Source organism: Microcoleus sp. PH2017_09_SFU_O_A (assembly GCF_020738625.1).
Taxonomy (GTDB): Bacteria; Cyanobacteriota; Cyanobacteriia; order Cyanobacteriales; family Microcoleaceae; genus Microcoleus.
Map to the genome: position 1 here is coordinate 1 of NZ_JAEQCF010000111.1, position 18,413 is coordinate 18,413.

Annotated in this window: 19 protein-coding genes; 13 read left to right on the forward strand and 6 right to left on the reverse strand. The window is 45.0% G+C overall.

Annotation, left to right across the window (positions count from 1 at the left end; translation table 11 throughout):
* The first annotated feature begins 493 nt into the window (after positions 1-493).
* Entirely contained in the window at positions 494-1,621 is a 1,128-nt protein-coding gene (gene cbiD / locus JGK16_RS29465) for a cobalt-precorrin-5B (C(1))-methyltransferase CbiD (protein WP_293186469.1), read from the forward strand.
* Between the two features lie 335 nt (positions 1,622-1,956).
* Positions 1,957-3,570 (forward strand): glutamine-hydrolyzing GMP synthase, encoded by a 1,614-nt coding sequence (guaA, locus tag JGK16_RS29470; protein WP_325315854.1) that lies wholly within the window; start codon positions 1,957-1,959, stop codon positions 3,568-3,570.
* Positions 3,571-3,785: 215 nt separating this feature from the next.
* Here guaA and JGK16_RS29475 read toward each other — a convergent pair whose 3' ends face one another.
* From JGK16_RS29475 to JGK16_RS29495, 5 genes are all read right to left on the reverse strand, one after another.
* On the reverse strand, positions 3,786-4,418 hold the full coding sequence (locus JGK16_RS29475; RefSeq protein ID WP_293186467.1) for a hypothetical protein: 633 nt from the start codon (positions 4,416-4,418) through the stop codon (positions 3,786-3,788).
* A 110-nt stretch (positions 4,419-4,528) separates the two neighbouring features.
* A complete protein-coding gene (locus JGK16_RS29480) occupies positions 4,529-5,056 on the reverse strand; it encodes a hypothetical protein (protein WP_293186466.1) in 528 nt (175 codons plus the stop codon).
* Positions 5,057-5,083: 27 nt separating this feature from the next.
* Positions 5,084-5,530: a hypothetical protein gene (locus JGK16_RS29485; protein WP_293193512.1), complete on the reverse strand. Its 447-nt coding sequence runs from the start codon at positions 5,528-5,530 to the stop codon at positions 5,084-5,086.
* Positions 5,527-7,443, reverse strand: coding sequence for a tRNA uridine-5-carboxymethylaminomethyl(34) synthesis enzyme MnmG (mnmG, locus tag JGK16_RS29490; RefSeq protein WP_293193511.1), 1,917 nt, complete (start codon positions 7,441-7,443; stop codon positions 5,527-5,529). The genes JGK16_RS29485 and mnmG overlap by 4 nt, the downstream gene beginning before the upstream one ends.
* A gap of 55 nt (positions 7,444-7,498) precedes the next feature.
* Entirely contained in the window at positions 7,499-7,741 is a 243-nt protein-coding gene (locus JGK16_RS29495; RefSeq protein ID WP_293186461.1) for a hypothetical protein, read from the reverse strand.
* Between the two features lie 263 nt (positions 7,742-8,004).
* Here JGK16_RS29495 and JGK16_RS29500 point away from each other — a divergent pair, with 263 nt between their 5' ends.
* The 10 genes from JGK16_RS29500 (at position 8,005) to JGK16_RS32845 (ending at position 17,058) form a co-directional block, all read left to right on the forward strand.
* A complete protein-coding gene (locus JGK16_RS29500; RefSeq protein WP_293143060.1) occupies positions 8,005-8,340 on the forward strand; it encodes an NADH-quinone oxidoreductase subunit K in 336 nt (111 codons plus the stop codon).
* Positions 8,341-8,348: 8 nt separating this feature from the next.
* Positions 8,349-9,791 carry a cation:proton antiporter gene (locus JGK16_RS29505; protein WP_293193510.1) on the forward strand — a complete coding sequence of 481 codons (1,443 nt, stop codon included), beginning with the start codon at positions 8,349-8,351 and terminating at the stop codon, positions 9,789-9,791.
* Positions 9,792-10,079: 288 nt separating this feature from the next.
* Positions 10,080-10,463 (forward strand): Na+/H+ antiporter subunit E, encoded by a 384-nt coding sequence (locus JGK16_RS29510; protein ID WP_293186457.1) that lies wholly within the window; start codon positions 10,080-10,082, stop codon positions 10,461-10,463.
* Positions 10,460-10,711 carry a hypothetical protein gene (locus tag JGK16_RS29515; protein ID WP_293143050.1) on the forward strand — a complete coding sequence of 84 codons (252 nt, stop codon included), beginning with the start codon at positions 10,460-10,462 and terminating at the stop codon, positions 10,709-10,711. The genes JGK16_RS29510 and JGK16_RS29515 overlap by 4 nt, the downstream gene beginning before the upstream one ends.
* Positions 10,708-11,010, forward strand: coding sequence for a monovalent cation/H(+) antiporter subunit G (locus tag JGK16_RS29520; protein WP_293186455.1), 303 nt, complete (start codon positions 10,708-10,710; stop codon positions 11,008-11,010). Before JGK16_RS29515 ends, JGK16_RS29520 begins: the two co-directional genes overlap by 4 nt.
* Entirely contained in the window at positions 11,007-11,609 is a 603-nt protein-coding gene (locus JGK16_RS29525; RefSeq protein WP_293186454.1) for a DUF4040 domain-containing protein, read from the forward strand. Before JGK16_RS29520 ends, JGK16_RS29525 begins: the two co-directional genes overlap by 4 nt.
* The gene (locus tag JGK16_RS29530) at positions 11,606-12,268 is read left to right on the forward strand and encodes a Na(+)/H(+) antiporter subunit B (RefSeq protein ID WP_293186452.1); all 663 of its coding nucleotides are present in this window, start codon (positions 11,606-11,608) and stop codon (positions 12,266-12,268) included. The genes JGK16_RS29525 and JGK16_RS29530 overlap by 4 nt, the downstream gene beginning before the upstream one ends.
* Before the next feature lie 150 nt (positions 12,269-12,418).
* Complete coding sequence (locus tag JGK16_RS29535) at positions 12,419-12,553, forward strand: hypothetical protein (protein ID WP_293186473.1); 135 nt, start codon at positions 12,419-12,421, stop codon at positions 12,551-12,553.
* A 305-nt stretch (positions 12,554-12,858) separates the two neighbouring features.
* A complete protein-coding gene (locus JGK16_RS29540) occupies positions 12,859-14,757 on the forward strand; it encodes a M48 family metallopeptidase (protein ID WP_293193509.1) in 1,899 nt (632 codons plus the stop codon).
* Between the two features lie 711 nt (positions 14,758-15,468).
* Complete coding sequence (locus tag JGK16_RS32845) at positions 15,469-17,058, forward strand: ATP-binding protein (RefSeq protein WP_366517185.1); 1,590 nt, start codon at positions 15,469-15,471, stop codon at positions 17,056-17,058.
* On the opposite strand, the gene JGK16_RS29550 is transcribed toward JGK16_RS32845, so the two are convergent.
* Entirely contained in the window at positions 17,030-17,179 is a 150-nt protein-coding gene (locus JGK16_RS29550) for a hypothetical protein (protein ID WP_293193508.1), read from the reverse strand. The two genes, JGK16_RS32845 and JGK16_RS29550, sit on opposite strands and share 29 nt — an antisense overlap.
* Positions 17,180-17,439: 260 nt before the next feature.
* On the opposite strand from JGK16_RS29550, the gene JGK16_RS29555 reads away from it, so the two are divergent.
* A partial coding sequence (locus JGK16_RS29555; protein WP_293193507.1) for a transposase occupies positions 17,440-18,413 on the forward strand: 974 nt, incomplete at its 3' end.

Genomic DNA, 18,413 nt, shown 5'->3' on the forward strand with positions numbered 1-18,413 from the left:
TATTCCTGTAGTTTTAGGACTGTGGACTAAAATTACTAACGTAGATGTCTAACATTGACTACTTTTGGGTAGCTTTGTCCAGGTTTTTACGAGCGGTTGATGCGAGGAAAAAGGGTGCAAGGTATGTCGAAGATAGCCATAACCATCTTGTTTTTTGAACCTGTTTACAATATTTGTACTTGATTCCGGGAAGCGGTGTCTCAGTCTAAGCGCACTCGCGATTGATGCTCCCGATAGCTTTGGTTCACGAGATTCCGGGTTTTTTGAAGATACCGCCACGTGCGCGTAAGGCTTCGGTGTGGGTTGTTGACGATCGCACCTGAAAAAAAATGTTGCTTGCTTCAAGACAACAGGCAGGACAAAATTCTTGCTTGACAAAAATGAGGCTAACTGCTGATAATATCAAACCCTAGAATGAAGCTTAAGTGCTTGAGGGGTATCACTACCACACTGTGATGTCGATCGCCGACTAATTTAAGGATTTCTGCATTTTGTGACAAAAACTCAACCTTTATCCGGGTATACACTGCCAGTATTTGCCTGTGCGGCCGCACTTGCAGCTTTGCGGTGCTTGCGCGTAGGTACTCAGTCTGTAGGTAGCGTATCAGTAGATTTACTGGAACCGCCAATTACGGCAGAAATTGCGATCGAACAAGCATCTGTACTCAAAACTGGTACAGCTTTAGGCGTGACTCGCTCCGATCCGGGAGACAACCTCGATCTGACTCGCAATACACCCGTTTGGGCAATGGTGGAATTGCTCCCAGAGGCGGAGGGAGAGGGGGAGCAGATTGTGATTGTCGGGGGCGAGGGAATTGGACATCACAAAGTAGGTGGTGGAGCGGCAATCTATGATTACGCGATGCGACTGCTGCGATCGAATCTGAGCCGAGAACTCGCACCGGGAGAAAGAATTACTGTCACGCTGATTCTGCCGTCAGGGCGCCAACTCGCCACCCGCACTTCTAACGAAGCTTTCGGCGTCGTCGAAGGACTTTCGCTGCTGGGTACAACTGGGATTTCTCAACCCCTGAGCGCCCCCGGACAGTTGGAAATTTACCGCGAACAACTGCAACAAAAAGCCGAACTGTTTGACACTTTAGTCTTCTGCATCGGCGAAAATGGCTCCAATTTGGCGCGACAACTGGGCATCGATCCGCAGCGGCTGGTGAAAACGGCTAACTGGCTGGGCCCGCTCCTGGCAGAGGCTGGATGTCAGGGCGTGCGATCGATCTTGCTGTTTGGCTATCACGGCAAATTGATGAAATTGGCGGCGGGGATTTTTCACACTCACCACCACCTCGCTGACGGGCGCCGGGAAATTTTGACAGCTTTCTGTGCTAAAGCTGGAATGCCCGCAGATGCGTGTTCTGCGATTTTTGCTGCGGCGACAGCCGAAGAGGCTCTCGGCCAACTGCGGGCTCTAGATGCGGCAACTGGCAGCCATTGGGTCGATCGAATTTACGGCGACATCGCCCGAGAAATCGACTTGCGATCGTCCGATTGCATTTTCACTCATACTAACCAGCGTATCCCCGTGGGTTCAGTGATGTTTGGGCGCGATCGCAAAATTATTGTTAAAAGTGACATAGGGGATACATTTCTGACCCAAATTTGTTAATGTAGTGTGAATATCCCTGAATTCTTTTTAAAAGAGCGATCGGGGATAATATTTAACAAGTAATAATTCTCAGTCCCTAGATCTTAATTATACTAGGTTGCTGCTTGACGCAATTTCTGATGCAAGAGTTCAATTAATTAGAGTAAATGTCGAAGTGAATCTATGCTTACCGCAAGCCCTATTAATCGAGTAACGTCGCTGAGAGCAATCTAGTACAAATAAGATTTATTTCTAGCGACTAACGGTCGCTCGCATCGATCAGTATTAGACTGAGGCGGCGACAAATACCTCCGCTACTTTCAGCCCAATTAGCAATTAGCAACTACGCAATTACCGTGACTACTCAAATAGAAACTGAATCCGACCTCACCAATTCTTCTCTGGGGCAAATAGACCGCCAGATGATCGTGATTCTCGACTTCGGTTCGCAATATTCCGAACTGATTGCTCGACGCATTCGCGAAACTCAAGTATATTCAGAAGTTATTTCTTACCGCACTACGGCAGAACAGTTAAAAGCTATCAATCCTAAAGGAATTATTCTTTCAGGAGGCCCGAGTTCTGTATACGATGAAAGAGCTCCCCAATGCGACCCGGAAATTTGGAATCTGGGAATACCAGTGTTGGGCGTCTGCTACGGGATGCAGTTGATGGTAAAGCAACTCGGCGGGACTGTTGAGCGGGCTAAGTTGGCCGAATACGGCAAGGCATCGCTATTTATTGACGATCCGACGGATTTGCTCACAAATGTCGAAGAAGGCGCGACGATGTGGATGAGCCACGGAGACTCCTGTAGCGAGTTGCCGACTGGTTTTGAGATTCTCGCTCACACGAACAATACTCCGTCTGCTGTTGTTGCTCACCACGAGAAAAGTTTATACGGGGTGCAGTTTCATCCAGAAGTGGTTCACTCGATCGGCGGACAAGCTTTGATTCGCAATTTTGTTTACCATATTTGCGAGTGCGAACCGACTTGGACGACAGCTACTTTTGTTGAGGAAACTATTCGCGAAATTCGAGCCAGAGTGGGAGACCAACGAGTTTTGTTGGCTCTATCTGGCGGGGTTGATTCTTCAACATTGGCTTTTTTGCTGCACAAGGCGATCGGCGACCAACTTACGTGTATGTTTATCGACCAAGGGTTTATGCGGAAGTACGAACCGGAACGGTTGGTGAAATTGTTTCAAGATGAATTCCACATTCCGGTGCAGTACGTTCTAGCTCGCGATCGCTTTTTGGCTCAGCTTGAAGGCGTTACCGATCCTGAAGTAAAACGCAAGCGGATCGGCCACGAATTTATCAGTGTATTTGAAGAAGAATCGAAGCGCCTCGGCCCCTTCGATTACCTCGCTCAAGGTACTCTTTACCCGGATGTAATTGAGTCGGCTGACACGAATGTAGATCCGAAAAGCGGCGAACGAGTTGCTGTTAAGATTAAAAGCCACCACAATGTGGGCGGATTACCTAAAGATTTGTGTTTTAAGCTGATCGAACCGCTACGAAAGTTGTTTAAGGATGAGGTGCGAAAAGTCGGTAGATCGATCGGGCTTCCCGAAGAAATCGTCAACCGACAACCTTTCCCGGGCCCGGGATTGGCGATTCGGATTACGGGAGAAGTTACCGCAGAGAGGCTGAATATTTTGCGGGATGCTGACTTCATCGTGCGCCAAGAAATCAACCGCCACGGATTGTACAACGAACTTTGGCAAGCTTTTGCAGTTTTGCTCCCGATTCGCAGTGTAGGCGTTATGGGCGATCAGCGCACCTATGCTTACCCAATTGTTCTGAGATTTATCAAAAGCGAAGATGGGATGACGGCTGACTGGGCGCGGGTTCCATACGATTTGTTGGAATTGATCTCGAACCGGATTGTGAATGAGGTTAAGGGCGTTAACCGGGTGGTTTACGATATTACTTCTAAGCCACCTGGTACGATCGAGTGGGAATGATTGCTAGCTAGGGCGATCGAGTAAATCAGACGTAGGATGGAAATCGCGCCTACACAGACAAAACCCGCACTTTGTTTGTCTAAGGAACGAAAATTTAATAACTTACACAAAGAAAGTGGGATGGGCGTCCCGCCCGTCTTTTCTGGACGGGCGGGACGCCCATCCCACAATAATTAAAATTGTAAGTTATTTAATTCTCATTCCTAAGCGCGGTTTCAACCGCCGTCTGATATGTTCGCGTCAGCATCTAACATCAATTCGCACTGTTTAAATACGTAATTAACAGCCGCAAAAAGTCGATCGAGTTCTTGAATGGTGTAAAAAGTGCGGTTGCGAGTAAAGATATTAGCTTCTAATTTTCCAAACTGCCACCTGTCTCCGTTAGAAGCAATTCCAAATAGAGTTTGTGCGGGATTTTCATTCATTTTTTGAGCGGCAATCATTTCGGCGATGCACTGTCCCCAGCCAGCTTCAAAGTTATCTTGTTTCGCTTCAATCAAGACGAAATAAGGGCGATCGAAAACAATATTTCCTAAGGGAGATTTCTTAGCTAAGATATACTCTGGAAATCCGGTTAAATTTTGATCGTATATTAGAGCTTTATGACTCCATAAAATCAGCTTTTGTCGGTAGCATTTCCAAACTTCTTTGAGAAGTGGATAAATCAGATTTTCGCAGATAGCAAATTCCGAACAGTCGGCGGCACCTTCTTCCATGACTATTTCTAAGTCTTCTCGAAAGTAGTCAGGAATATTGAATTCGGTTTCAACTATAAAGTTGGACTGAGTGTAGGTAATTTGAAATTCTTTGAGGACAGCATCAATAGTTTTGTAAGCACTGAAGGGCATAGTTATTTCCTGTGAAAACTATTAAAATTTGGTCAACAACGGTTGTATTTTCATCGTCACAAAACCTAATCTCGAAGTTGGTTAATTCATTAGACATCAATATAACAAAGTTAACCCACAACCAGAAGCTCATTCAGCTTATTTTTTAAGTCGGGAGATGCCATTAATGGATTATAGACTTCCCCCTCGTAGGGTTGCCAAACATAACTAGAACTAAATGGTCGAAAAACTGGTAAGGTTTCTCGCCCCTGAATAAGTTCTTTTGCTAAAACTAATCCGGGAAGAGATAAGTTTGACAAATCCTCAATCAATTCACTGTAAGTTCTAAATTCATCAACTTCAACACCAACCAAAGCATAGCGAAACGATGGAGCAAACCGTAGAGTGTGATACAGTAAAATCCCTAACTCTGTCATTATATAAGCACTTTCAGGGCTATCTATTCCCACTTGACTAATATTATTTGGATAAACTCGACACCACCAGTTTTGATCGATATCTTGAAAAGTGTCTGTGCGACACAGGCATTGGCGATCGTTTGAGAGTAGCCATTCTATTTTCTCAAAGTGTTGAGCAAATTTATTAACATTGCTTTCATCTGAGCCACATTCTGCCGATAAACTGAATATCCATGCCATTGTTATAGACTCCTATGATATATGAGATTAATCAACTCTTTCCCAATCATTTTGGGTGTTTGCCAATGCGGCATCGTACATTTCCAGAGACATTGTAGCTCTTGGCAAGATGCTAACGTGCGTCGGGCTATCTTGGACAGCCTGCAAATCTCCAATAATTTTTATGTCATCAATTTGCCATAGAGAGTCTTTTCCAGTCCCACCAAATTTTGTAGGTCTGCGAAATGCTGGTAAACTTTCAATTGAAATGGAAACCGACATTCCCTTTGTATTCCTGACAGCAACAGCAACCAACTCTCCTCGAAACTCACGTTCTAACTCTGCTAACAAATAGCCTTGCTCATTCAGATAACCTGTGGGCATTTGCTCAATATCTATGTCAATACCAGGTCTTACCCCTAGTAATCTAGCACTGCGACCTATTTTCGGCTTACCATTTTGCTCTGCCATGCCACGATAGTAAAGTTTATTCATTTTCCCACAGCAGCCGGCTGTTTGCGGTTGCGGACTTCCAGATAAATCAACAAAGCATTAACATCAGCCGGATTTACCCCGCCAATTCTCGTCGCTTGGCCAATAGTCAAGGGTCTAATTTTAGTCAACTTCTCCCGCGACTCCTTCGAGAGAGTTGTAATTGCCATATAATCCAAATCCGCAGGTAATTGGCGGCGTTCGTGTTTGGCAATGTCATCGATTTGATTTTGCTGTCTTTGCAAATAACCGGAGTATTTGAGTTCGATTTCTGCACCATCTTTCTCAGCTAGTTTTAGACTGGAATTGCCTAAGTTGTAGCGTTCTAAATCGACGTAGTGAAAACCGGGACGGCGCAGCAAATCAGCCAGAGTTATTGAACCTTTAATCACTTGTTGAGTGTCAGCAAAAATTGCTTTGCCAACCTCTTCGTGTTCTTTGACGCGAGTTGAGTACAAACGGGCTTTTTCCGCGACAATATTAGCTTGTTTGCGATCGAATAACTCCCAGCGCCGATCGCCAATTAAGCCAATTTCCCGTCCAAGCGGGGTCAAGCGTTGGTCGGCGTTGTCCGATCGCAACAACAGCCGATATTCCGATCGCGAAGTCAACATCCGGTAAGGTTCCCGCAAATCCTTCGTACACAAATCGTCAATCAAAGTGCCGATATAACTTTGCTCGCGGGCAAACACAATCATCTCCTGATTCTTCGCAAACCTAGCCGCATTAATACCTGCGACAATCCCCTGTGCAGCCGCCTCCTCATATCCCGTCGTACCGTTCACCTGTCCCGCGCAAAACAGCCCTTCAATCTTCTTAGTCATCAGAGTCGGAAAGCACTGAGTTGCAGGCAAATAATCGTACTCCACAGCATAAGCAGGGCGCATCATCTCGCACTTTTCCAAACCTGGAAGAGTCCGCAGCATTTGCAATTGCAAACTTTCCGGCAAACCAGTCGAAAATCCTTGGATATAAAGTTCAGGAATATCCCTACCTTCCGGTTCAATAAAAATCTGGTGGCTTTCCTTATCTGCAAAGCGCACGATTTTATCTTCAATACTCGGACAGTAGCGCGGGCCTTTCGCATCAACCCAGCCGCCGTAAACTGGAGAAAGGTGCAAGTTGTCTCTAATTAACTGGTGAGTTTCGGGCGTGGTTCGAGTTAAATAGCAGGGCATTTGTTCGCGTTCCACCCAGACTTCTGGATCGAAACTAAACCAGCGAACATCTGCATCTCCCGGCTGCGGTTCCAGGTTTGTGTAATCGAGAGTGCGTTTGTCAACTCTTGCCGGAGTTCCTGTTTTTAACCGTCCGGTTTCAAAGCCCAAACGGTTGAGAGTTTCTGTCAAACCTACGGCTGCAAATTCTCCGGCACGTCCGGCCGGCATCGACTTGTTGCCAACCCAAATTGTGCCACCTAAAAAAGTTCCTGTGGTGAGAATTACGGCTTTGCATCCAAAGCCGACGCCGAAGTAGGTTTCAACGCCGATGACTTCTTCATTTTTGCCCAAAACTAAGTCTGTAACCATCGCTTCGCGGACGGTCAAATTCTCTTGATTTTCGACAATATTATTCATGACAGCGGCGTATTCCCGCTTGTCTGTCTGGGCTCTCAGCGCCCAAACTGCGGGGCCTCTCGAAGCGTTGAGGACGCGCTTTTGTAGATAAGTGCGATCGGCCATTTTGCCGATTTCTCCACCTAGGGCATCGACTTCGTTGGTAAGTTGAGTTTTAGCGGGGCCGCCGACGGCTGGGTTGCAGGGTTGCCACGCAATTTTGTCGAGGTTGAGGGTGAGTAAAAGCGTGCGGCATCCGAGGCGAGATGTGGCGAGGGCGGCTTCGCAGCCGGAGTGTCCGCCACCTACTACGATGATGTCGAAACTGTCTTGGAATTGTACGGAGGTTTGTGCGGTCATGGTCTGCATTTGAGCGGCAAGGACTCGTACTTTATTTTAGCAGTAATTTGGATAATTAGGTAAGTATAAAAAGACCATAATATTTGGCAAATAATTGGTGAACGGGCGACAATTCCACCGACAAAAAACAAATCAAAAAAATATTTTTTTGTGGAACAGGCATCTTGCCTGTTCCGCAGCCGGGGATAATTTCACCCCAGAATAAATCAAAAAAATCCTTTTTTTGTGGAACGGGCATCTTGCCAGTTCCGAAGCGGGCTCCACTCAGCGCATCACTTTGAATAGAAATATCATTCATTGTACTCCCATTCCAGTGTATCGGGCGTGCGATCGCCCGATCGCCCTGCACGCGCGATCGCCCCAGTTACACTCTGTAGTCCCATTTAAAATCAGTACCAAAAATTAACATAACTTTACGATAGCTTCCCAACCTCGATCGCATTACTTGCCAAGTCAATCTAAAATCCCAAATCTAAAATCTAAAATCGATCGACTCGCCCTACATTAGTAGCACCCAAGTAATGTATCATTGTCACCAAACCTTAAGCAACAAAAATTTCCGTGTTAGAAGCCTTCGTATTTGCCACAGTATTGTGCGGATTTTTTGGTATCATCCTTAAAAAGAACCTGGTGATGAAGATCGTCTCTATGGACGTAATGAGCACCGGTGTAATTGCCTATTATGTCGTAATCGCATCCCTCAATGGCTTGTTCACGCCAATTATGGGAGATGTCAAAAATAGAGCTTTCGCCGATCCAGTCCCCCAAGGGATCATCTTAACTGCGATCGTCATCGGCTTTTCGATTCAAGCCCTGATGCTGGTAGGTGTGATGAAGCTAGCACGGGATAATCCCACATTGGAAACCAGCGAGATCGAGAAAAATAACACGCCGTAAACCCATCCATGAATATTATTACGATCGCTTGGCTGACCATACCATTTTTTATCGGGTTCGTCATTTATCTACTTCCCAAGCTTGACAAATATCTCGCCTTAGCAGTCACCTTTGTTTCAGCAGGCTACGCGCTACAACTATTTCTCGAAAAATCGCCCCTCAAACTCAACTTACTAGATAATTTCGGCGTTCAAGTAGTCGCAGATCAGTTAGGCGCTTACTTTATCTTGACAAATGCCCTAGTAACTGCTGCCGTCATTTTCTACTGTTGGCACAGTGGTAAATCAGCCTTCTTTTACTCCCAGATGATTATTCTGCACGGCAGTATAAATGCGACATTTATCTGTGCAGATTTTATCAGTTTATACGTCGCCCTAGAAGTCAGCGGGATTGCAGCTTTTCTGTTAATTGCCTATCCTCGCACCGATCGCTCTTTATGGGTAGCCTTGCGCTATCTGTTTGTCAGCAACACCGCCATGCTATTTTACCTCGTGGGCGCGGTGCTAGTCTATCAAAAACATAATTCCTTTGTTTTTGACGGTTTAAAAGGTGCGCCACCAGAAGCTTTAGCCCTTATTTTTCTGGGATTATTGCTCAAAGGCGGGATTTTTGTATCGGGATTCTGGCTGCCGCTAACTCACTCAGAATCAGAAACCCCAGTCTCCGCCTTACTCTCAGGAATAGTCATCAAAGCGAGTATCTTACCTTTGTTGCGCTGTGCCTTGGTTTCCGATGACATTGATACTATCGTCAGAATATTTGGCGTGGCGACAGCTTTAATGGGAGTATCCTATGCCATCTTTGAAAAAGATACAAAACGGATGCTAGCGTTCAGCACAATTGCCCAGTTAGGCTTTATTCTAGCAGCACCGGAAGTCGGTGGTTTTTATGCGCTGACTCACGGTTTAGTTAAATCAAGCCTCTTCTTAATTGCCGGTTCCTTACCAAGTCGCAACTTCAAAGAACTGCAATCTAAGGCGATCGATCCAAAAATTTGGATAGCCTTAGTAATCGCCAGTCTCTCCATTTCCGGCTTTCCTTTGTTGGCAGGATTTGGGGCAAAAGTGTTGACCTTGAAAAGTGTAGCACCTTGGCAGGCGATCCCTATGAATATTGCGGCCGTAGGTACAGCTATAACCTTCGCCAAATTAATCTTTATCCCGCGCGGCGAGAAACAAGAAGTCAAGCCGGGTTTGTGGCCAGCAGTCATCCTCTTAATTGGCGGGCTAATTATCGCAAATGTGGTGTACTTAGATGCTTATAGCATTGAAAGTATCATCAAAGCAGTGGGGACGATCGCGATCGGGTGGCTGATTTATGTTTTAATTATTAAACGGTTAGCGATCGCCCTGCCGCGTGCAGCCGAGCAATTCGATCATCTGGTAGGTGTGATGACTCTAACCTTGATCGCACTCTTTTGGATGGCATTAGCGACAGGAACCCACACTTGAATAGAAAGTGCGATCGGATGCACCTCAGTTTGGTAAATATGTGTGTAGGGGCGAAGCATGACCGCAGTAAATATGAGATTATCAGTAATAGCTTATATGCGGTCATGCTTCGCTCTCTTCAAAAACCAGATGCAGCCTTGCGATCGCTCGCAATAAGAGTATGCAAGAGATATCTAGTAAAATTAGAAAGTATCTTGTAATTATCTGCGTTTATCTCCGTTAATCTGCATGACATCTGCGGTTGTTGCACATCAAAGATTTATGCAAAAAGTCTAAGAAGGAAAAAAGATGATTGGAAGTTTGATATTACGATTGACAATTTGGTTTTTGCTTACCGCCGATTTCACCGTGCCAAATATCATCATTGGTATAGCGATCGCATTTCTCCTACCCCGCGGCAATACATCCCCGGAAAGGATCAAGGAATGGCTAAGTATGCTCAAAAAAATCCTGATTGCGATTCCGGTAGCATACATTGAGGCCTTTGAAATTATCATTCGTCCCCATAACGGAGAAGACATGATTTTGGAACGGGCAAAAATGAAAAGATCGCCGATCATGATATTTTTGGATGTATTCCTAATCACGTTTACGCCCAAAACAATTGTGGTGAGACACAACCAAGAAGGCTGCTACGAAGTTCACCGGGTTTTCCCGATTAAAAAACCATGAATTTGCTCTTAATTGCGATGATTGCAGCCATGCTCATCCCCATGTACGAGGCATTGACGGATGATGATATTTGGCAGAAAATGTTAGCCTTGGGCAGTATTTCCACCAAGGCAGGAATTATGACTTTGTTCATCTCTGTCTTGCGGGACGATTGGATGATTGGCGCTGTAGGGGCGATAATCCTGACTGTGGGAAATGCGGGATTAATGCTGTTAGCACACATAATAAAACGAATGGATGATTTATGATTGATGTGGTGAGTTATGTATTTTTTGGTGTAGGAATATTCTTCTGGTTTTGGGGAACTTCTCACCTAGTCGGCAAGCGATCGGTATTATTTAAGTTACACAGTCTTTCGGTTGCCGATACCTTGGGTTCGATCCTAATCGTTGTCGGGCTGCTGATCAAAATACCTAGTAGATGGCCGCTGCTAACTTTAGCAATTATTTCCTTGGCAATCTGGAATACAATGCTGGGATATGTGTTTGCACACTGTTCGAGTGAAGAGGCAGAAAATCAGAAGGAGTTTCCAACAGAGACATTATGAATGATGATAGCTATATCTATATCTTAACTGCGCTGTTGCCCTTGGCTGCTTGTATGGTAGTAGTTCAGGCTAATCCCTACCATGCCCTAGTCATTCGCGGCATATTAGGTGCGATCGCAGCATTGATCTATTCAGTGTTTGGGGCGGCGGATGTGGCTTTGACGGAAGCCTTGATGGGTACGATGTTGGCAATAACTCTGTATGCGGTGGCGGTGCGATCGTCCTTGGTGATGCGTTTGGGCGTGTTGGAAGAGGAGAAAGTCGAGTCGGATGGTGATGTTTTGAAGGTAGAGTTGACAGTAGAAAGTCCCCGCGATTTTAACTCATTGATGAAGGATTTTCGGCGGATTTTTAGCAAGTATTATCTCCGCATTGAGGTAGTACCTTTCACCAGTCTGGAGGGTTTACATCGCGCCTTGATGGAGAAAGAAATTCATGCAAGTTGTGTACCTGTGCTAGATGGTAATCCAGAAGCCAAACATTATCAAACAGTGACTAGAATTCAACGGCTTTATGACATCATGCAGGTCGAAATTTCATCAGTAAATACCAGTCTGGCTTACAAAAATGCTACGGATTTAGCGGAGGATTATCAATGAAATGGGTTTACATTGCGGCGGGGATAGTGCTTTACATTAAAATGCTATTTTTTGCCAATCCAACATCAGGTTTATCAGGTTTGGCGATCGTAGAATTGATTGTCAAAGATAGCGGAATTCCCAATGCAGTATCGGCGATTATTTTCCGCAATCGCCTTTATGACACGATTTTTGAAGTAGTGGTATTTACGATCGCCATTATGGGCGCTAATTTTCTGTTAGCCACGGAAAGACCATCCTGCACAATTTATCAGTTTACCGATCAACCTTCAATTGTGTTAGCCCGTTTGGGAGCGACTATTGCGGCTTTGGTGAGTATTGAATTGTCATTGCGGGGACATTTGACTCCGGGAGGCGGTTTTGCGGCGGGTGTCGCGGGGGGAACTGCGATCGGTTTGGTGGCGATTACTTCGTCATCCGAGTGGATGCAACGGATTTACGATCGATCGCACGCGGCGACTTGGGAGAAGATTTCGGTATTGGTTTTTGTGGTGTTGTCTGCGATAACTTTGTGTGGGTACGAGTTGCCGCACGGACAGTTTGGGGCATTAGTTAGTGGTGGTGTAGTGCCTTTGCTGAATATTTTGGTGGCGATCAAGGTTGCTTTGGGTTCGTGGGCGGTGGTGTTGATTTTTATTCGCTATCGCGGTTTGTTGTGATGGATTTTTAGGGGATGTTGATGAGATTCTCATTCAACGATATAAGTCGCTACAAATTCCCGCGTAACAATTGTTGAAAAGACTCAGCTACTGTTGTCTGCACCCGTCACTCTATTTCGTTAACAGCAATCGTTGAAACCAGGTAAAACGATGATAGTCCGACAACCCCGCTACAGCAAAGAAGAATTTGTCAAGGCGGGCGATCGGATTTATGAATCTCAAGTCCGCCCTCAAGTCGAGACAGGCGATCGCGGTAAGATAGTGGCGATCGACATTGAGACATGAGCTTTGGCGCGATCGCACTATATAAAAAGAGCGATCGCAACTTCCCAATTCATCTCGCGGACAACTCCCATCAATTTTTGTAAACACTGCCCGACCATCCAAAAAAATTGAATTAGGATGGGTGGGAATAATAATTCATCTTGACTTAAACAGCATTTACAGCATTGAGTTTAACCTATAAAGGTTATTGGTTGGCATCGACGAGTTATTAGCGCTGGTTATGCAAAACCAGAAACATCGAGTCCATCATACTTTTGTGCAATTAATGCAATTGGCCATCAGCACATATAAAACAACTGTTTCCTATGGCAATCAATCAGAAAGAGTTTGATAAATTAGTCAAAAATTTGGAAGAATTCTCGCAGCGTCATCCGGGAAGTTACCGCTTGCGAGTAGCCCTGTTTGCCGTATTAGGTTATGCCTACATCTTTTTAATACTTGCTGGATTATTCGCACTGATCGGGCTGTTAGTCTTTGTGATGATGTTTAGCCATCACATCAATGGTTACATCATTAAGTTTGGCATTTTGTTACTGATTCCGGCATGGGCAATTGTGCGATCGCTCTGGGTAACTTTCCCCCATCCTCAAGGATTGAAACTGAGTCGCGATCGAGTTCCTCACTTATTCGGCCTGGTAGACGAATTGACCGCTAAACTTGAGGCTCCCCGATTCCACAACATCTTGTTGAATCGAGAATTCAATGCAGCAGTCGTTCAAGTTCCGCGGCTCGGTATCTTTGGCTGGCAAAAAAACTACTTGCTTCTAGGACTTCCCCTGATGCAGTCCTTGTCTTTGGAACAATTTAAAGCCGTTCTGGCACACGAATTAGGACATCTCTCGGGCAATCATTCTCGCTTCGCGGCATGGATTTATCGAATTCGCAAAACCTGGTTGCAGATTTACGAACGGTTATACCAGAGCGACCAACATGGAGCATCAAAGTTGTTTAATAGCTTCCTAGAATGGTATTGGCCTTCCTTTAATGCCTACTCTTTTACCCTAGCACGGATGGATGAGTACGAAGCCGATCGCTGTGCAGCCCAACTCGCTGGAGTACGCCATGCGGCTGAGGCGCTAATTAATGTAAAAATCAAAGCCCGTTTTCTAGAAAGTTCCTTTTGGTTAGATATCCACAAGCAGGTTGCAGATCGGGTCGATCCGCCTGACAATGCTTATTCTTCTATGTTAACTTTCCTGCACGGTGCGATCGCAGAAGCACAGACCAATCTATGGCTAGAGCAGGCTCTGGCAGAAAAGACCGATAATGCAGACACCCATCCCTGTCTGAGCGATCGACTCAAATCCCTAGGTTATCTGAGGACTCGATCGCCAAAATTGCTTCAGTCAGTAACCATACAAACCAGTGCAGCAGAACATCTTCTCGGAAACAGCTTAGAACAGTTTGCTACCCAGTTCGATCGCGATTGGAAAGAAGCAGCATCAACACCTTGGCGGCAGCAGTATGCTTACCTCCAACAAATCCAAAGTAAACTGCAAGCTTTAGAGCAAAAAGCACAAGTGCAAACACTGGATGAACGAGAAGCATGGGAACGAGCCCATTACACATTAGAAGTGCGAGGTGGTGAAGCAGCAATTCCCTTGTTGCAAGATGTCTTAAAAACTCACCCCGATTGTGCAGAAGCCAACTATAGCCTCGGGCAGATCTTACTGCAAAAGGACGATCTAGCAGGTATTGCTTGCCTGGAAAAGGCTATGACACAAAGGATAGATTGGGTAATAGACGGGTGCCAGCTAATTTACTGTTTTTTCTGGCAACGAGGTCAAACTGACAAAGCAGACAAATATCGCGATCGAGCCGAGAAGCATTCTCAGTTGATGCTCAAAGCTCAACAGGAAAGAGCTAGCGTGAGCGATCGCGACCAACTCAAACCTCATACTCTGAAACCATCAGAAGTAGATGAACTCAAACAACAGTTGGCTCCCTACTCACAGGTTCAAGAAGCTTATTTGGTAGAGAAAATTATCACCTACTTTCCCGAAAAACCTTTCTGTATCCTAGGAATCGTTCGCAAACGAGGTTTGATAGAAAGTGAGAATGCGGATCAAAATGTGGCCGAGCTGCTGGCTAAAAGTTTGCAGTTTCCTGGTCAAGCTTATGTCATCATTTTGAATCACAGTAGTTCCGGCAATTTGCAAAAAAAGATGTCCGTGGTGGAAGGGTCTTTAATCCTGAAACGTTAGTGCTATCAGTTTTCAACATTGAAGCTCACTTTATGCGCTACAACCAACCCCATATACCGCTGCATCGAAGTTCTATCGTTTACCCAGTAGACCTTCCTCCGGAATAGTTAGGGTATAATCTACCTAATTATATAGCGGTTCTCAGAGAGATGAGGTACGTTGTTGGGCTTGGGCCCTCTTAGTTGAACTGATTATATAAGCTGTCAGTCATACCTCATCTTTTTGAGAAGGAGACGGCAGTGCCGTGTCCCTACAATTAATTAGGGTAGGGAAACGGCACTGCCTTGGACTCTATATTATTCCGGTGCAGCCGGAATTGATATAAAATGCGATCGCATATAGATGTTTACACGTAACTACTCCATAACCGCTGGTAATTTTAGGGAATCTTAACGAGATCCAATGATTTCACGCTTTAGCCTTGTTATTCGCTGATTTACCAGCGATTATTGTGCTTTCTGGGCGGTTATTGAGCCGTTAATTTGACAGTTGACATCCACAATAAAATATGCCATTATTAAGAATAAATCGGTCATTTTACCGCAACAGTTATATAATTAATAGTTAGGTTGCTGTGGTTGTCGGTGATGGCGGTAGGTTAAACATTAACTGCTAGTAGTTCTCAACCGCCCCCTGGTTATTTCCTGATAACTTAGCGGAAATATAAACAAGTGAGCGGTCTTGCCAACTTTTGATTTGTAGGGTTGAACTATGTCTCCTCACAAGCAGTCTTATAGTTGGTCATCTCTAGGCGTAGCGATGGCTGCGGTCGTGGTATCAACCTGTGGTATCGCAACTTTAAATGCTAGGTCAGATCGTGCAGCGAATCATGAGCGAGAACTCCATCATTTGCAAGCGACAGCAAATCGTTTGGATGCTTTGGAGTGGAGAGCTATCTCTAAAAAACAAGTTGACTCCGAGTTAAAAGAAGCCTTGGAGAAGCAGCAAGAGCAGGCACAACGCAGTTTGGAGGCATTACACACAACTACCCCTTCCTTAGACCAGATACAAAAAGTTGAATCTGCCTATCAAACCTATGCAACTGCTGTTAATCAACTCTTAAAGCTTCTGGAATCCAACCGCATTGAGGCAGCGTTAGAAGTTGATAAAACTCTAGTCGATCCGAGTTATGAGAAGTTGTATGAAATTATAACAAAGGCTACGAAGGAAGCTTCTCAAAGGTCTGCAAACCTTACCTACTGGGCGAATTTTGGCTTTGTGTTGATTGTTCTGTCTCTGGTTTGTACTCTGGTAATCGTATTTCGACAGCAATACCTGCGAGCTAACCAGCAAGTTCAGAACTTGATTCTGGAAAATGTGCGCCGCCGAGCAGAGCACTTAGAAGAAGATCGTCTGCGTCTAGAGTCAAGGGTGCAAGAACGAACTCAGGAACTTCAGCAAACAAATATGGCACTCTCGGAAGCGGTTTCTGAGCTTCAAAAATCGCAAATTCAGCTCATTCAAAGCGAAAAAATGTCCACACTCGGGCAGTTGGTGGCTGGAGTTGCCCATGAAATCAATAATCCAGTTGGATTTTTGGCTGGAAATATCCAACCTGCTTTAGATTACGTGAAAGATTTGTTTGGTTTAATTGACCTATATCAAGAAAATTTTCCTGAACCAGGGGAAGTAATTCAAAAGGAAATCGATGCTATCGATTTGGATTACATTCGTGAAGACTTACCCAAATTAATTGGCTCGATGAAAGAGGGCGTGATTCGGATTCGTGACATTAGCACCAGTCTGAGAACGTTTTCTCGCGCCGATAGCAGCTCTCCTGTTGCTTACAATATTCACGATGGTATTGATAGCACTTTAATGATTCTCAAATATCGCCTCAAAGCTAACGAAACACGTCCAGCAATTGAAGTTGTTAAACAGTATGGAAGTTTACCTGCTGTGCGATGTTATGCCGGACAACTCAATCAGGTGTTTATGAATTTGCTTGCCAATGCTATTGATGCCCTGGAAGAATCGAATCAGGGACGCAGTTTTGAGGAAATAAAAGCTCAGCCAAATTGCATTTGGGTTAAGACTGAACTATCGAATGACTCTCAATCTGTCGTTATTTCTATTCGAGATAATGGTATAGGTATGACTGACGAAGTAAAACAGAAAATCTTCGACCACCAGTTTACCAGTAAGGCTGTTGGTAAAGGCACAGGTTTGGGATTAGCCATTGCTCGTGCGATCGCGGTTGACACCCATGCTGGGACTCTGGAGGTGAATTCAACTCCCGGAAAGGGTGCAGAGTTTGCGATCGCAATACCTATTAAAGCCAAATCGAAAACAGTTGCTTAATCTCAACAGCTAATCCACGATCGCAACGCAGCAGCAGCCAAGGGCTTTGACAAGATAGGTTCGATCGCACATCCATCGCCTCAATTCCCGCCTTCTGTGCGTGGCGCCTGTCGATCGACATTCAAGATACTCCCCATGCGGCTGCATCGATTGTGCGATCGCACTTTACCTCGAAGCAGCAGAATGCCCCCATCATAATCTTTGATTTGGTGGGGGATGAATGCGAGTGAGCCCTTGGAGGATTGCTTGACCGAGGCTCAACGTAGTGAAACAAGGGAAAGCAATCATGACGAGACGAACAAATTCTTAATGGTAACTTTATACACATTGTCGAAACCTATGCTACCATGAATGTAAAAAAACCGTAGAAATTGCGGGCTAATGTACAAAGCAGTCAAACTCAGAATTTATCCCAGTCAAGATCAGGAACAATATCTTGCCCAATGTTTCGGTAATTGCAGATGGTTGTATAACCGAATGCTGCACTTGACAACCGAAGGATACAAGGATACTGGGAAAGGTCTGAGCAAAGCTGCAATGGATAAGTTGCTACCCGATTTGAAGCGTGAATTTGAATGGTTGGGACTCGCCTATTCTCAATCATTGCAACGGGTCACATTCAATCTCAGCAGTGCGTTTGTCAATTTTTTTGAGGGCAGAGCCAAGTATCCGACTTTCAAGAAAAGAGGAGCAAAACAAAGTGTTGGGTATCCTCAGAATGTCTTGCTCAACGTCGCGGAAAAATCGATCAAATTCCCGGGTACATTGGGAACCGTCCGAACCAAATTTCATCGTGACTTGCCAAGGGCATCGCAAGGTTGCGTGACTGTTTCAATGAACAGCGATGGCACCTACTTTGCATCAATCTTGTTTGAAGTGTCCCAAGAGACAATTCAACCGAGCAATAGTGCAATCGGCGTAGATCTTGGATTGAAAGATTTCGCGATCGCGTCTGATGGCAATAAACACAATCAATCCAAACGAGTCAAACGCAAGTTGCAAAAGCTGGAACGCAATAAGAAACGCAAACAGCGTAAACTTGCGAAGAAAACGGGAACCAGTAATCGTAGAAAAGCGAAAAAACTGGTTGCTAAAGTCACTGGCAAAATTGCCAGAATCCGCGAAGATTTTCGACCTAAGCTATCCCGCAAGATAGTCAACGAAAACCAAGTGATTGTGGTGGAAGATCTAGCAGTCAAGAACATGGTCAAGAATCCCAACTTAGCCAGAGCAATTTCTGAGCAAGGATGGGGAATGGGCTCTCCTGACTTTATGGTGTATAATGTAACAAACAATACATTTACTGTCATGGACTTTTATTTAGACTATATATTAGACTTGCCTGGAGTCAAGAT